The 15,020-nt window shown below is 58.5% G+C and carries 9 protein-coding genes and 1 pseudogene; 8 read left to right on the top strand and 2 right to left on the bottom strand.

Features of this window, described 5'->3' with window-relative positions:
• Positions 1 to 26 precede the first annotated feature (26 nt).
• On the top strand, positions 27 to 1,793 hold the full coding sequence (locus ACYZTM_RS05185; protein ID WP_461987418.1) for an ABC transporter transmembrane domain-containing protein: 1,767 nt from the start codon (positions 27 to 29) through the stop codon (positions 1,791 to 1,793).
• A gap of 68 nt (positions 1,794 to 1,861) precedes the next feature.
• Positions 1,862 to 2,595, top strand: a pseudogene (locus ACYZTM_RS05180) (Fic family protein).
• 80 nt (positions 2,596 to 2,675) lie between these two features.
• On the opposite strand, the gene ACYZTM_RS05175 reads toward ACYZTM_RS05180, so the two are convergent.
• Positions 2,676 to 4,604 carry a transglycosylase SLT domain-containing protein gene (locus tag ACYZTM_RS05175; protein WP_461987416.1) on the bottom strand — a complete coding sequence of 643 codons (1,929 nt, stop codon included), beginning with the start codon at positions 4,602 to 4,604 and terminating at the stop codon, positions 2,676 to 2,678.
• 213 nt (positions 4,605 to 4,817) lie between these two features.
• Between ACYZTM_RS05175 and ACYZTM_RS05170 the strand changes: the two genes are divergently transcribed.
• Complete coding sequence (locus ACYZTM_RS05170) at positions 4,818 to 6,737, top strand: ATP-binding cassette domain-containing protein (protein ID WP_461987414.1); 1,920 nt, start codon at positions 4,818 to 4,820, stop codon at positions 6,735 to 6,737.
• A gap of 190 nt (positions 6,738 to 6,927) precedes the next feature.
• Here ACYZTM_RS05170 and ACYZTM_RS05165 read toward each other — a convergent pair whose 3' ends face one another.
• The gene (locus tag ACYZTM_RS05165; protein WP_008151425.1) at positions 6,928 to 7,365 is read right to left on the bottom strand and encodes a universal stress protein; all 438 of its coding nucleotides are present in this window, start codon (positions 7,363 to 7,365) and stop codon (positions 6,928 to 6,930) included.
• A 104-nt stretch (positions 7,366 to 7,469) separates the two neighbouring features.
• Here ACYZTM_RS05165 and ACYZTM_RS05160 point away from each other — a divergent pair, with 104 nt between their 5' ends.
• The 5 genes from ACYZTM_RS05160 to topA all read left to right on the top strand — a co-directional run bounded on the left by ACYZTM_RS05160 (position 7,470) and on the right by topA (position 14,882).
• Positions 7,470 to 7,907: a hypothetical protein gene (locus tag ACYZTM_RS05160; protein WP_131059952.1), complete on the top strand. Its 438-nt coding sequence runs from the start codon at positions 7,470 to 7,472 to the stop codon at positions 7,905 to 7,907.
• Between the two features lie 540 nt (positions 7,908 to 8,447).
• Positions 8,448 to 10,595: a fatty acid oxidation complex subunit alpha FadB gene (gene fadB / locus ACYZTM_RS05155; RefSeq protein WP_131059951.1), complete on the top strand. Its 2,148-nt coding sequence runs from the start codon at positions 8,448 to 8,450 to the stop codon at positions 10,593 to 10,595.
• 32 nt (positions 10,596 to 10,627) lie between these two features.
• Positions 10,628 to 11,803, top strand: coding sequence for an acetyl-CoA C-acyltransferase FadA (gene fadA / locus ACYZTM_RS05150; protein ID WP_008007076.1), 1,176 nt, complete (start codon positions 10,628 to 10,630; stop codon positions 11,801 to 11,803).
• Positions 11,804 to 11,903: 100 nt separating this feature from the next.
• The gene (locus ACYZTM_RS05145; RefSeq protein ID WP_461980604.1) at positions 11,904 to 12,140 is read left to right on the top strand and encodes a DUF1653 domain-containing protein; all 237 of its coding nucleotides are present in this window, start codon (positions 11,904 to 11,906) and stop codon (positions 12,138 to 12,140) included.
• Between the two features lie 114 nt (positions 12,141 to 12,254).
• Positions 12,255 to 14,882, top strand: coding sequence for a type I DNA topoisomerase (gene topA, locus ACYZTM_RS05140; protein WP_461987411.1), 2,628 nt, complete (start codon positions 12,255 to 12,257; stop codon positions 14,880 to 14,882).
• Positions 14,883 to 15,020: the final 138 nt, after the last annotated feature.

The raw sequence follows: 15,020 nt of genomic DNA, 5'->3' as shown, positions 1-15,020 counted from the left end.
CCATCAATTGCGTACTGGATAACCCGATGCTCTCTGCCCGTCACCGCCGCGCGATTCGCCTGACCAGTCGTTTTCTTGCACCTTATCGCTGGCCGGCGTTTGGCGCGTTGTTCGCCCTGATCGTCACCGCCGGCATCACCTTGTCGATGGGGCAGGGCATTCGTTTGTTGGTGGATCAAGGGTTCATGACCCAATCGGCGCATTTGCTCAACCAGACCATCGGTCTGTTCATGGTGCTGGTGATCGGGCTGGCGATAGGCACTTTTGCGCGCTTTTATCTGGTGTCGTGGATCGGCGAGCGCGTGGTCGCTGACATCCGCAAGCATGTGTTCAACCACCTGGTTTATCTGCATCCGGGTTTCTATGAAGACAATCGCAGCTCCGAAATCCAGTCACGGCTGACCGCCGACACCACGTTGCTGCAATCGGTGATCGGCTCTTCGTTGTCGCTGTTTTTGCGCAATTTGCTGATGGTGATCGGCGGGATCGTCTTGCTGTTTATCACCAACCCCAAACTCACCAGCATCGTGGTCGTGGCATTGCCGCTGGTGATCGCGCCGATTCTGATTTTCGGCCGCCGGGTACGCAGCCTGTCGCGCCTGAGTCAGGACCGAATTGCCGACATTGGCAGCTACGTCTCCGAAACCCTCGGCCAGATCAAAACCGTGCAGGCCTACAACCATCAGGTCCAGGACGAGCAGCGCTTCGCCGTGACGGTAGAGGAGGCATTCAACACGGCGCGCAAACGCATTTTTCAACGGGCCTGGCTGATTACGCTGGTGATCGTGCTGGTGCTGGGCGCGGTTGGCGTAATGTTGTGGGTCGGCGGCATGGACGTGATCGCCGGACGGATCTCGGCAGGTGAACTGGCGGCATTCGTCTTTTACAGCCTGATCGTCGGCAGCGCCTTCGGCACGTTGAGCGAAGTGATCGGTGAGTTACAGCGAGCGGCGGGCGCGGCCGAGCGGATTGCCGAACTGCTACGTTCGGAAAACATCATCCAGCCGCCAACCTCGGGTTTGGTCACCTTGCCTGATCGGGTGAAAGGCGATCTGGCGCTGCAAGACGTGCGCTTTTCCTACCCGTCGCGTCCAGAAAGCTATGCCGTCGACGGCTTGAGCCTGACCATCAATGCGGGCGAAACCCTCGCCCTGGTCGGTCCGTCCGGTGCCGGTAAATCCACGGTGTATGACCTGCTGCTGCGTTTTTACGATCCCGCCTCGGGACAGATCCTGCTCGATGGCGTGCCGCTGATCCAGCTCGATCCCCTTGACCTGCGTCGCTGCTTCGCGTTGGTCTCGCAAAACCCGGCACTGTTCTTCGGCAGCATCGAAGAGAACATCCGCTACGGCAACCCGACAGCAACCCTGGCCCAGGTCCAGGAAGCGGCAAAAATCGCTTACGCACACGACTTCATCGAGCAAATGCCCCACGGCTACCAGACACACCTCGGCGACGGCGGCCTCGGGTTGTCCGGCGGCCAACGCCAACGCCTGGCCATCGCACGGGCGCTGCTGGTGGACGCGCCGATCCTGTTGCTGGACGAAGCCACCAGCGCCCTTGATGCACAGAGCGAACACCTGATCCAGCAAGCTCTGCCGAGCCTGATGAAAAACCGCACCACCCTAGTCATCGCCCACCGTTTGGCCACGGTGAAAAATGCCGACCGGATCGCGGTGATGGATCAAGGAAAACTGGTGGCGGTGGGGACGCATCAGGAGTTGATTGCCAGCAATGCGCTGTATGCGCGGTTGGCGGCGTTGCAGTTTAGTGATGGGCACGAAGCGGCATGAATGAGAGCTGCTGAATGCTGCAAGGTTCGGGCATTATGTCGGCCTCAGTTGCGAGCCTGGATGAGGATATGAGCCGTTATCAACCACCGTTGACCCTGATCACCAGAATGCTGACGTTGATCGCCGGGATCAGCGAACAAATCGGTCAGCTTACGGCTGTGGACGAACGCCTACAGACGCCTCAACTACGTCGCAGTAATCGAATTCGTACGATTCAGGCTTCTTTGGCGATCGAGAACAACACCCTTAGCATTGAGCAGGTGACCGCAGTTCTGACTGGGCGACGGGTTCTTGGGCTGCCGCGAGAAATCCAGGAAGTGCGTAACGCGTTTGCGGCTTATGAAGCCATGCCCGAATGGCGGTCGAGCAGCCGGTCCGACCTGCTACGGGCACATGAATTGCTGATGGGCGGATTGATTGATGACTGCGGGCAGTTTCGCCGAGCGGGTGTGGGTATTTGCCGTGGCGAAAAATTAGTCCACATGGCACCGCCGCCGAGTCGTGTTGCGCACTTGATGGACGATTTGCTGGCGTGGCTCAGCGAATCAGATTGGCACCCTTTGATCGTCAGCCCGACCAAGTAGCGAAACTACTCATCGCTCTGCGTGGAACCGCTCCACTCAAGGTTAATGATCTGATGGCAGAGGTTGGTCTAGCCCACAAGGCGACCTTCAGGGCTAACTATCTCAAGCCCGCATTAGCTGTCGGCTTGATTGAAATGACTGACCCCGATTCCCCCCGCAGTCCGGTTCAAAGGTATCGCCTGACCGAGCTTGGCGAACGAACGGCGGTGCGGTACTGACTCGACATAGCTGTTTGAACACCATGAAAAAATGCCCGCATTTCTCAATGCGGGCATTTTTTTAGCGCGTCAAACCACCATCACTGATCGTCGAAGTACCGCTCATGCCAATCCACCAACGGTTGTGGCGAGTTAAGCTTCTGGCCGTAGATCACCGAGTACGACAGCACGTTCTGCACATACTGGCGGGTCTCATCGAATGGGATGCTTTCCACCCAGACGTCGAAGCTAAGGTGATCAGCACCGCGCAACCACTGGCGCACACGGCCGGGGCCGGCGTTGTAGGCGGCGGAGGCGAGGACGCGGTTGCCGTTGAACTGGCTGTGAACCTGGCTCAGGTAAGCGGCGCCGAGCTGGATGTTCTTGTCCGGGTCGAACACTTGCTGCGGCGAGGCCAGCGGGATACTGAACTTGCGCGCGGTTTCCTTGGCGGTGCCAGGCATCAGCTGCATCAGGCCGCTGGCGCCGACGCCGGAGCGGGCGTCGTCCATGAAGGCGCTTTCCTGGCGGGTAATGGCAAACACCCAGCTCGAGTGCAGGCCACGGACCTTGGCTTCGCGCACCAGGGTCTCGCGGTGAGCCATCGGGAAGCGAATGTCCAGATCGTCCCAGTATTGCGCCTGGCTGATGGTGCGGATCGCCGGGAAATACCATTTCAGGTCGTAGGCCAGTTTCGCCTGGGCGACCATTTCGTCACGGCTGAAATGACGGCTGACGTGGTACCACTCGCGACGACCGTCGACGATTTGCCCGCGGGCGTGGAACTCAAGGGCGCGACGAACGCCTGGTGTGTTGCGCACCTTGTTGATCAGCGCCTGGCTCAGTACCAAGGGTTTGTTGTTCAGCGAATAAGGTGATTGCGAACGATCGGCAGCCAGGAAACCGTAAAAATCCCGCTCACGAGCGAGGTTCTTGTAAAGCGTTTGCGCTTCCGGGTTCTGTGGTTGCGCCAGTTCCAGGCTGCGGGCCTGCCAGTAGCGCCAGCGGTTGGTGGTCGCCAGATCCTGCGGCAAGCGGCGAGTCAGCTGATAGGCATCATCCCAGCGGGCCAGACGCAACAGCAGGCGCATACGCCATTCGGACACAGTGTTGTCGCGCAGTTCCGGGTCGTACCGGGTCATCATGTCCAGCGCACGAGGATCGAAGCGTTTGGCGAGGGTCAACCCGATTTCACGGGCGATCGCCACTTTTTCATCGCGGGAGAAGTGCATGCTGCTGGCATAGCCGTCGAGCAGGTTCATGGCCTTGTCGGGGTCCTGGCGGGCCAGGCGGCGCAGGCCGAGGCTGACCACGTCGGACATCGGTTCATCGGCCGGGGTAAAGCGCGAAGGTTGGTTCAGCAGTTCGGGTTTCTGCGCCACATCCACCAGCAAACGACCGCGAGGGGCGAGGGTGGTCAGGCCGTTGACCAGGCTGTTGGCCAGCGGATAGTTGCGCGCCTGGGCGGCGAGCTTGGTGCGTTCCCAGCGTTTTTGTTCGGTCAGTTGACCTTCGGCAGCCCATTGCCCGAACAGCGCGTCGCAGGCGGCAGGCTGGGATTTGCCGGTCAGCCAGAGTTTGTTGGCGTTGGTGTAGCCTTCGGTTTTCTGGTTATGACCGATCTGGTACTGCGCGTTCAGGCAGTCCAGTTCGGTGAAATTGAGCTTGGGGTCGTAGTACTTGAGGAAGGTCGCCCAGTCGCCGCGATCGGCCAGCCAGCGCAACCAGCGCAATTTCATCCAGTTGGCCTGGGGCAAGTCACCGTGTTCGGCGAGGAATTTTTCGATCTCGTCATTGCTGGCGGTTTTCAGGCGCGCGGTCAGTTCGTCATAAGCCAGATACGGCTCCAGCGGATAATCGCTGAGGGCCTGGCTATAACGAAAATAAGGGCCGGTATCGCCCTTGGCCAAGGCACGCTTGGCCTCATCGTAATATTGACGCTGGGTGGACAAGTCCACCGCCTGGGCGGTTTGAACGGCAGTGGCAGAAAGAAGCAAGCAAGATAAAAGACTGAAAAGGCGACTGCGCATGAGACGTCCGGGCAGAGAAATCACGACAAGCGCAGGCTTAACCTGCACTGAATTGTCTGTAGCTTAGCCTTTTGCCAGCAACGGGCGAAAGCTTTGCCGGCCTCTCTGCACAAGTTCGCAACAATTGTCATGCAGAGTGCTTCGACATTGAAATAGCCGGCCTTCTGAAGCCTCAAGTCAGGTAGAATGCGCGCCCGGTTTTTGGAGAAGCTCATGACCCTGCTCAAATTCAGCGATGTGTCCCTTGCTTTCGGCGCTATGCCGTTGTTGGACAAGGTGTCCTGGCAGATCGCCCGTGGTGAGCGGGTGTGCATTATCGGCCGCAACGGCACTGGCAAGTCGAGCATGATGAAGCTCGTCAAGGGCGACCAGAAGCCCGATGAGGGCTCCGTTTGGCGCGCCCCCGGCCTCAAGATTGGCGAATTGCCGCAAGAATTGCCGGTAGCCGACGAGCGGACCGTGTTCGACGTAGTGGCCGAAGGCCTGGACGGTGTGGGCGAGCTGCTCGCGCAGTATCACCACCTGAGCCAGAACATCGTCACTGACGCCGACCTGGACAAGTTGATGCACGTCCAGCACGACCTCGAGGCCCGCGACGGCTGGCGTTTGCAGCAATTGGTCGACAGCACCTTGAGCCGTCTGCAGTTGCCGGCCGACAAGACCCTCGCCGAATTGTCCGGCGGCTGGCGTCGCCGCGTCCTGCTGGCCCAGGCCTTGGTTTCCGAGCCGGACCTGTTGCTGCTCGACGAACCGACCAACCATCTGGACATCGGTGCAATTGCCTGGCTCGAAGAAGCGCTGAAGGATTTCCAGGGCGCCGTGCTGTTCATCACGCACGACCGTTCATTCCTGCAGAACCTCGCGACCCGCATTCTGGAACTGGATCGCGGCGGCCTGATCGACTGGAACGGCGACTACGCCAGTTTCCTCGTGCACAAGGAAGCCTCCCTGGCCGCTGAAGAAACGGCCAACGCGCTGTTCGACAAAAAGCTGGCCCAGGAAGAAGTCTGGATCCGCCAGGGCATCAAGGCCCGCCGCACCCGTAACGAGGGCCGAGTGCGCGCATTGAAAGCCCTGCGCGTCGAGCGTAGCGAACGTCGCGAGCGCACCGGCAAGGCCAACATTCAGCTGGATACCGCTGATAAATCCGGCAAGCAGGTGATGGTGCTCGAGAACGTGAGTTTCGCGCATCCAGGTGGCCCGTTCCTGATCAAGGATTTCTCGATGGTCCTGACGCGCGGCGACCGTATCGGTCTGCTTGGCGCCAACGGTACCGGTAAAACCACGCTGCTCAAGCTGATGCTCAGCGGTTTGCAACCAACCAGCGGCAAAGTGGAAGAAGGGACGCGCATCGACGTGGCCTATTTCGACCAGTTGCGCCATCAGTTGGACCTGGAAAAGACTGTGATCGACAACGTGGCCGAAGGTCGCGACTTCATCGATATCGATGGTCAGAGCCGCCACGTGCTGAGCTACCTCGGCGACTTCCTGTTCAGCCCGCAGCGTGCCCGCACGCCGGTCAAGGCGCTGTCGGGTGGTGAGCGTGCGCGTCTGTTGCTGGCCAAATTGTTCAGCAAACCGGCGAACCTGCTGGTCCTCGACGAACCGACCAACGACCTCGACGTGGAAACCCTCGAACTGCTGGAAGAGGTCTTGCTGACCTTCAACGGCACCGTGCTGATGGTCAGTCACGACCGGGCATTCCTCGACAACGTGGTCACCAGCACCTTGGTCTTCGAAGGTGAAGGCAAGGTTCGTGAATACGTTGGTGGTTACCAGGACTGGCTGCGTCAGGGCGGCTCGCCGCGCCTGCTGGGCGTGACCGAGAGCAAGTCCGGCAAAGCCGACCTGACTTCGGCGGTGGTGACGGCGCAAGCGGCGCCGGTTGCTGCAGCAGTCGAAGCGCCGGTGGTGAAGAAGAAGCTCAGCTACAAGTTGCAGCGTGAGCTGGAGATGTTGCCGGCTCAGATCGAAGCCATGGAACAGCAGATCGCTGCCGTCGAGGCTCAAATGGCCGATGCCGGTTTCTATCAGCGTCCTGCGGTCGAGACCGCTGCCGTGATCGCTCAGCTTGAGCAGTTGCAGGCTGAGCACGACGTGATGGTCGAGCGTTGGGCCGAGCTGGATGCCTGATTGATCCTGCAATAAAAAAGCCCGGCGTTCAGTGATGAACGCCGGGCTTTTCGTATGAAATGCGATCTACAGATTGACGCAAATCCCCTGTGGGAGCGGGCTTGCTCGCGAAGGCGGCGTATCAGTCGACACTTATATTGACTGATCCACCGCATTCGCGAGCAAGCCCGCTCCCACAATGGAAAGTATTTCAGCTTTTGATCAGGCGCACCGCGAGCACATCGCAAGGCGCACCGTGGAGCACGTCATTGGCCGTCGAGCCCAGCAGCAATGCCAGGCCGTGTCGGCCATGGCTGCCCACCACGATCAGGTCGCAGGTCTGTTCCTTGGCCAGGTGGTGGATCTCCTGGCGTGGCTGGCCGTAGGTCAGGTGGCTGTATTCTTTGGAAAGCTCCGGGTACTTCACGATCAGTCGGTCCAGGCGTTCCTTGGCCTGATCGAACTGCTGCTGTTGCAGTTGTGACAGGTCCATGGGGACGTCGCCACCAAAGGCCATGGCCATCGGTTCGACGATGTGGACCAGGGATAATTTCGCTCCGTTGCTCACCGACAACTCGCGAGCACGATGGATTACAGGGTCGCACTCTTCGGTTAGATCTACAGCGACCAGAATGTGGTTGTAGGGCATGAGGTGCTCCTCCTGAGGATTGCAATATTGGTAAGTATGGCTGGTTTCAAGCGCATTGGTTCCAAAGTGGCTCAAAGCGCTCATCAAGAATCGGGAGTACAGATATGACGGTCTGGATAGTGGTGTCAATCCTGCTGGTGGTACTGAGTCCGCTGGCATGGTTGCGACCGTCCCGTGGGCAGAGCGGGCGCATGGCCTTGCGCATGGAGGCGCGGCGTATCGGATTGGCTATGCAGCTTGCGCCCCAGGAATGGCCGCACTGGCTGAGCCAGGAGCCACCGAGCCCTTGCGCCCAGTACCATCGGCCGCGTCGTGGCAATCAGCCGGCGTGCTGGAGTTACTGGCAAAAATCGCCGGGTGTGTGGGTGAACCAGTGGCAGGAGGTTTGCGAAGACCGAGCGCTGCTCAATCATTTCGAAAAATTGCCAACCAACGTCTACAAGGTTGAGGCGGACAAGCAGATGATCACCCTGTACTGGGGCGAGAAGGGCGAGGCGACGATTTTGCAGGACATTGATGCAGTGCTGAAAGCGCTGGCATGATTCACGGACATTTCGCGCTGCAATGGCGCGAAACCTCCGACAGACAGGCAATAAAAAGCCCGACATCATCATCGGGCCGGGGTTGGCCAGGCAGGCCGGTAATTCTTTGTGCCGCTGATCTTGCGCCGGGCGTTCGCCCAAATTGTTTATATTTTTTTATCGAGTTCCCGCCAGCGTAGCCTGTTAAACAAAGGCTGTAGCGAATTAGGGCGACTTTTCTAACTATTGATACTATGAATGGGCTCACATGCAGATGCGTGTTGAAGATCTTCGCAGTACGGAAGTGACCGCAAAGTCGCGTTTCAACCCGTATTTTGGGCGATTGACAATTGTCGGAAATTCCGTGAAGGTGGCGTACCCAAATCAAACGGGCGTATGAATTGAGCGTTTGTATTTCAGACCGCTCCTACAGAATCCCGACTATCGCGTTGGCGGGTGTGCCGGGTGGATTGGCGTTAGCATCGACGATAAGCGTCCTGCCGAGCCATTCGCCTGCGTCCGACGTGTACTGTTCAGCTTCCATATCGTGGAGATCAGTTGATGATTTACGAAGGTAAAGCCATCACGGTTAAGGCTCTTGAAAGTGGCATCGTCGAATTGAAATTCGACCTCAAGGGTGAGTCCGTTAACAAGTTCAACCGTCTAACCCTGAACGAACTGCGTCAGGCCGTAGACACTATCAAGGCAGATGCTTCGATCAAGGGTGTGATCGTCAGCAGTGGCAAGGACGTCTTCATCGTCGGCGCCGACATCACCGAATTTGTCGAGAACTTCAAGCTGCCTGATGCAGAGCTTGTTGCTGGCAACCTGGAAGCCAACAAGATTTTCAGCGATTTCGAAGACCTCAATGTCCCGACTGTCGCCGCGATCAACGGCATCGCGCTGGGTGGCGGTCTGGAAATGTGCCTGGCGGCGGACTACCGCGTCATGTCCACCAAGGCCAAGATCGGTCTGCCGGAAGTCAAACTGGGCATCTACCCGGGCTTCGGCGGTACCGTGCGTCTGCCGCGCCTCATCGGTGCCGACAACGCCATCGAGTGGATTGCCGCCGGCAAGGAAAACCGTCCTGAAGACGCGCTGAAAGTCGGCGCCGTCGATGCCGTGGTTGCCCCTGAGAAATTGCAGGAAGCCGCCCTGGAGCTGATCAAGCGCGCCATCTCTGGCGAGTTTGACTACAAGGCCAAGCGTCAGCCGAAGCTGGAAAAGCTGAAACTGAACGCCATCGAACAAATGATGGCTTTCGAAACCGCCAAAGGTTTCGTGGCAGGTCAAGCCGGTCCGAACTACCCGGCACCGGTTGAAGCGATCAAGACCATCCAGAAAGCCGCGAACTTCGGTCGTGACAAGGCGCTGGAAATCGAAGCTGCCGGTTTCGTCAAGCTGGCCAAGACTTCTGCTGCGCAGAGCTTGATCGGTCTGTTCCTGAACGATCAGGAGCTGAAGAAAAAAGCCAAGGCCTACGACGACATCGCCAAAGAAGTGAAGCAGGCTGCCGTATTGGGCGCCGGCATCATGGGTGGTGGTATCGCTTATCAGTCGGCTTCCAAAGGCACGCCGATCCTGATGAAGGACATCAACGAGCACGGCATCGAGCAGGGCCTGGCTGAAGCCGCCAAGCTGCTGGTCGGCCGCGTTGATAAAGGTCGCATGACCCCGGCGAAAATGGCTGAAGTGCTTAACGGCATTCGTCCGACCCTGTCCTACGGTGATTTCGGTCACGTGGACCTGGTTGTTGAAGCTGTTGTCGAGAACCCGAAGGTCAAGCAAGCCGTTCTGGCCGAAGTCGAAGACAAGGTCAAAGAGGACACTATCCTCGCGTCCAACACCTCGACCATTTCCATCACCTTGCTGGCCAAAGCCCTCAAGCGTCCGGAAAACTTCGTCGGCATGCACTTCTTCAACCCGGTGCACATGATGCCGCTGGTTGAAGTGATTCGTGGCGAGAAGTCCAGCGAGCTGGCTGTTGCCACCACCGTTGCCTACGCCAAGAAAATGGGCAAGAACCCGATCGTCGTCAACGACTGCCCGGGCTTCCTGGTCAACCGCGTCCTGTTCCCGTACTTCGGCGGTTTCGCCAAGCTGGTCAGCGCTGGCGTGGACTTCGTCCGTATCGACAAGATCATGGAAAAATTCGGCTGGCCAATGGGCCCGGCCTACCTGATGGACGTGGTCGGCATCGACACCGGTCACCACGGTCGTGACGTGATGGCTGAAGGCTTCCCGGACCGCATGAAAGACGATCGCCGTTCGGCTATCGACGTGCTCTACGAAGCCAAGCGCCTGGGCCAGAAAAACGGCAAGGGTTTCTACGCTTACGAGACCGACAAGCGCGGCAAGCAAAAGAAAGTGGCCGATCCGTCGGTGCTGGAAGTGCTCAAGCCGATCGTTTACGAGCAGCGCGAAGTCACTGACGAAGACATCATCAACTGGATGATGATCCCGCTGTGCCTGGAAACCGTGCGTTGCCTGGAAGACGGCATTGTCGAAACTGCCGCCGAAGCCGACATGGGTCTGGTCTACGGTATTGGTTTCCCTCCATTCCGTGGCGGTGCGCTGCGCTACATCGATTCGATCGGTGTTGCCGAGTTCGTTGCCCTGGCTGACCAGTACGCTGATTTGGGCGCGCTGTACCACCCGACCGCAAAACTGCGTGAAATGGCCAAAACCGGCCAACGGTTCTTCGGTTAAGCGTCCCAACACTTGAGCGAGAGTGAAATTTTATGAGCTTGAATCCAAGAGACGTCGTGATTGTCGACTTCGGTCGTACTCCGATGGGCCGCTCCAAGGGCGGCATGCACCGCAACACCCGCGCCGAAGACATGTCGGCGCACTTGATCAGCAAATTGCTGGAACGCAACGTCAAGGTTGACCCGAGCGAAGTCGAAGACGTGATCTGGGGCTGCGTAAACCAGACTCTGGAGCAGGGCTGGAACATTGCCCGCATGGCGTCCCTGATGACGCAGATCCCGCACACTGCTGCCGGCCAGACCGTCAGCCGTCTGTGTGGTTCGTCGATGAGCGCGCTGCACACTGCCGCACAAGCGATCATGACCGGCAACGGTGACGTGTTCGTTGTCGGCGGCGTCGAGCACATGGGCCACGTGAGCATGATGCACGGTGTCGATCCGAACCCGCACATGTCGCTGTACGCGGCGAAAGCCTCGGGCATGATGGGCCTGACCGCTGAAATGCTGGGCAAAATGCACGGCATCACTCGCGAACAACAGGACGCTTTCGGCGTGCGCTCCCACCAGCTCGCTCACAAAGCGACCCTGGAAGGCAAGTTCAAAGACGAAATCATCCCGATGCAGGGCTACGACGAGAACGGTTTCCTGAAACTGTTCGACTACGACGAAACCATTCGTCCGGAAACCACCCTGGAAAGCCTGGCGGCTCTGAAGCCAGCGTTTAACCCCAAGGGCGGCACCGTAACGGCCGGTACTTCGTCGCAGATCACCGACGGTGCTTCGTGCATGATCGTGATGTCGGCGCAACGTGCACAGGACCTGGGCATCCAGCCAATGGCGGTTATCCGCTCGATGGCAGTGGCAGGTGTGGACCCGGCAATCATGGGCTATGGTCCAGTACCGGCCACTCAGAAAGCACTGAAGCGTGCAGGCTTGGGTATTAACGATATCGACTTCTTCGAGCTCAACGAAGCTTTCGCGGCACAGGCCCTGCCAGTGCTGAAAGATTTGAAAGTGCTCGACAAGATGAACGAGAAGGTTAACCTGCACGGCGGCGCGATCGCCCTGGGTCACCCGTTCGGTTGCTCCGGTGCCCGTATCTCCGGCACTTTGCTGAACGTGATGAAGCAGAATGGCGGCACCTTCGGGGTAGCCACCATGTGCATTGGTCTCGGCCAAGGCATCTCCACCGTCTTCGAACGCGTTTAAGCGTTTCGCTGATGGAAGCCGGGGCCAAGTGCCCCGGTTTTTGTTTTTCTGAATTTATTTTTTGTTTTTATTTTTAAAAGATTTGAGTGAGGGCCAAACCATGCCGATACAACCTGGGCTCTACCAGCATTACAAAGGTCCGCAGTACCGCGTATTCAACATCGCGCGGCATTCGGAAACTGAAGAAGAAGTGGTCTTCTACCAAGCCCTGTATGGCGATTACGGCTTTTGGGTGCGTCCCTTGAGCATGTTCCTTGAGTCAGTCGAGGTTGACGGCGAACAGGTGCCGCGCTTTGCTTTGGTGCAAGCCGAACCGAGCCTTTTTTCCAAGCCATAAGCTGAGTGCGCGCAAGACCCTGCGCTTGACCTCACCTTGTAGCCACTATATATAGCGGTGCCGCGTCAGGCGCCAACCGCCTTTCACTTCTAGAATTCAGGAATTTTCTGATCCATGGGCAAATCGCTGGTCATTGTGGAATCCCCGGCTAAGGCCAAGACCATCAACAAGTATCTGGGTAACCAATACGTGGTGAAGTCGAGTATCGGCCATATCCGAGACCTGCCCACCAGCGGTTCGGCTAGCGCCAGCAAAGAGCCAGCCGCCAAACGCGGCAAGGCCGCCGCGGGTGAAGGTCCGGTGCTCACGCCGAAAGAAAAGGCGCGCAAGCAGCTGGTCTCGCGGATGGGTGTTGATCCCGATCATGGCTGGAAAGCCAAGTACGAGATCCTCCCGGGCAAGGAAAAGGTCATCGAAGAGCTGCGCCGGCTCGCCAAAGATGCTGACACCATCTATCTCGCAACCGACTTGGATCGCGAGGGGGAAGCCATTGCCTGGCACCTGCGCGAAGCCATCGGTGGTGATGACAGCCGCTACAAGCGCGTGGTGTTCAACGAAATCACCAAGAAAGCAATCCAGGAAGCCTTCTCCAAACCGGGCGAGCTGGACATTGACCGTGTAAATGCACAACAAGCGCGTCGTTTCCTCGACCGCGTGGTGGGTTACATGGTTTCGCCGCTGCTGTGGGCCAAGGTCGCCCGTGGCTTGTCCGCCGGTCGCGTGCAATCGGTTGCCGTGAAGCTGGTGGTCGAGCGCGAACGTGAAATTCGCGCGTTCAACCCGGAAGAATACTGGGAAGTCCACGCCGACCTCGGCACCGCCAAGGGCGCGACTGTGCGCTTCGACGTGGCGCGTGAGAAGGGCGAGGCCTTCAAGCCGCTCAACGAAGCCCAGGCCATGGCCGCGCTGGAGAAGCTCAAGTCTTCCAGCTATAGCATCGTCAAGCGCGAGGACAAACCGACCAGCAGCAAGCCGTCGGCACCGTTCATCACGTCCACTCTGCAACAGGCCGCGAGTAACCGCCTGGGCTTTGGCGTGAAGAAAACCATGATGATGGCCCAGCGTTTGTACGAAGCTGGCTACATCACCTATATGCGTACCGACTCCACCAACCTCTCGGCCGATGCCGTGACGATGGCACGCACTTATATTGAAGGCGAGTTCGGCAAGAAGTACCTGCCGGAAAACCCGAATGTCTACAGCAGCAAGGAAGGCGCACAAGAGGCTCACGAAGCGATTCGTCCGTCCGACGCCAACACCGAGCCAAGCAAGCTGTCGGGCATGGAGCGTGATGCAGAGCGGCTCTACGAGCTGATCTGGCGCCAGTTTCTCGCTTGCCAGATGCTGCCGGCCCAATACCTGTCGACCACGGTCACAGTCGGTGCCGGCGATTTCGAGTTGCGCGCCAAGGGCCGCATCCTGAAATTCGACGGTTACACCCGCGTCATGCCGCAAATTGCCAAGCCAGGCGATGACGACGTGCTGCCGGACATGGCCCAGGGCGACGCGATGAAGCTGATCAAGCTTGATCCGACCCAGCACTTTACCAAGCCACCTGCGCGTTACTCGGAAGCGAGCCTGGTTAAAGAAATGGAAAAACGCGGCATCGGTCGTCCTTCGACCTACGCGGCGATCATTTCGACCATTCAGGACCGTGGCTACGTAGCGCTGCACAACCGTCGTTTCTATTCGGAAAAGATGGGCGACATCGTGACCGAGCGTTTGGCCGAGAGCTTCTCCAATCTCATGGACTACGGCTTCACCGCCGGCATGGAAGAGAACCTTGATGACGTGGCCCAGGGCGAACGCGACTGGAAAAGCGTGCTCGACGAGTTCTACGGCGACTTCAAGAAGAAGCTCGAAGTAGCTGAAAGCGCCGAAGGCGGCATGCGTGCCAACCAGCCGGTGATGACTGACATTCCGTGCGTGTTGTGCGGTCGTCCGATGCAGATTCGTACCGCATCGACCGGCGTGTTCCTCGGTTGCTCGGGTTACAGCCTGCCGCCGAAAGAACGCTGCAAGGCTACCGTCAACCTGGTGCCGGGCGACGAAATCGCTGCGGATGACGAGGGTGAGTCCGAATCTCTGGTGTTGCGTGGCAAGCACCGCTGCCCGATCTGCAGCACGGCGATGGACGCTTATCTGCTGGATGAGAAGCGCAAGCTGCACATCTGCGGTAACAACCCGGATTGCGCTGGCTATGAAATCGAAGAGGGCACCTATCGCATCAAGGGCTACGAAGGTCCGAGCCTGGAATGCGACAAGTGTGGCAGCGAGATGCAGCTCAAGACCGGCCGTTTCGGCAAGTTCTTCGGTTGCACCAACGCAACGTGCAAGAACACCCGCAAGCTGCTGAAAAGCGGTGACGCTGCGCCACCGAAGATGGACCCGGTGAAGATGCCTGAGCTGAAATGCGAAAAGGTAAATGACACCTACATCCTGCGCGACGGTGCTTCCGGCCTGTTCCTGGCGGCCAGCCAATTCCCGAAAAACCGCGAGACGCGTGCTCCATTGGTCATCGAAATTGTGCCGCACAAGGATGAGATCGATCCGAAGTACCACTTCCTCTGCGAAGCACCAAAGAAAGATCCGGACGGCCTGCCTGCTGTAATCCGTTACAGCCGCAAGACCAAAGAGCAGTACGTGCAGACTGAAGTCGACGGTAAGCCGACTGGCTGGAAGGCGTACTACGACGGCGGTAAATGGACGGTTGAAGACAAGCGTCCGGCAGCCAAAGCGTAAAAGAGGCTGTACACAAAAGGCCGCATGACAACCCTCGGGTTTTCATGCGGCCTTTTTGTTTTGTGCTTGCGGTCAGCTCGGCTGATCCTCGACACTGTCTGACCTGCGTTAAGCAATTATTTCGTTGTGGAGGCTGCC

It is taken from the genome of Pseudomonas sp. MDT2-39-1 (genome assembly GCF_054898085.1).
The sequence above is the reverse complement of the archived record's forward strand: the minus strand, read 5'-3'. Positions and strand labels throughout refer to the sequence as shown.

Excerpts from the sequence above, each read along its gene's own strand:
- ACYZTM_RS05185 (WP_461987418.1), top strand. The coding sequence starts at position 27 with ATGCTCTCTGCCCGTCACCGCCGCGCGATTCGCCTGACCAGTCGTTTT.
- ACYZTM_RS05175 (WP_461987416.1), bottom strand. The coding sequence starts at position 4,604 with ATGCGCAGTCGCCTTTTCAGTCTTTTATCTTGCTTGCTTCTTTCTGCC.
- ACYZTM_RS05170 (WP_461987414.1), top strand. The coding sequence starts at position 4,818 with ATGACCCTGCTCAAATTCAGCGATGTGTCCCTTGCTTTCGGCGCTATG.
- ACYZTM_RS05165 (WP_008151425.1), bottom strand. The coding sequence starts at position 7,365 with ATGCCCTACAACCACATTCTGGTCGCTGTAGATCTAACCGAAGAGTGC.
- ACYZTM_RS05160 (WP_131059952.1), top strand. The coding sequence starts at position 7,470 with ATGACGGTCTGGATAGTGGTGTCAATCCTGCTGGTGGTACTGAGTCCG.
- fadB (WP_131059951.1), top strand. The coding sequence starts at position 8,448 with ATGATTTACGAAGGTAAAGCCATCACGGTTAAGGCTCTTGAAAGTGGC.
- fadA (WP_008007076.1), top strand. The coding sequence starts at position 10,628 with ATGAGCTTGAATCCAAGAGACGTCGTGATTGTCGACTTCGGTCGTACT.
- ACYZTM_RS05145 (WP_461980604.1), top strand. The coding sequence starts at position 11,904 with ATGCCGATACAACCTGGGCTCTACCAGCATTACAAAGGTCCGCAGTAC.
- topA (WP_461987411.1), top strand. The coding sequence starts at position 12,255 with ATGGGCAAATCGCTGGTCATTGTGGAATCCCCGGCTAAGGCCAAGACC.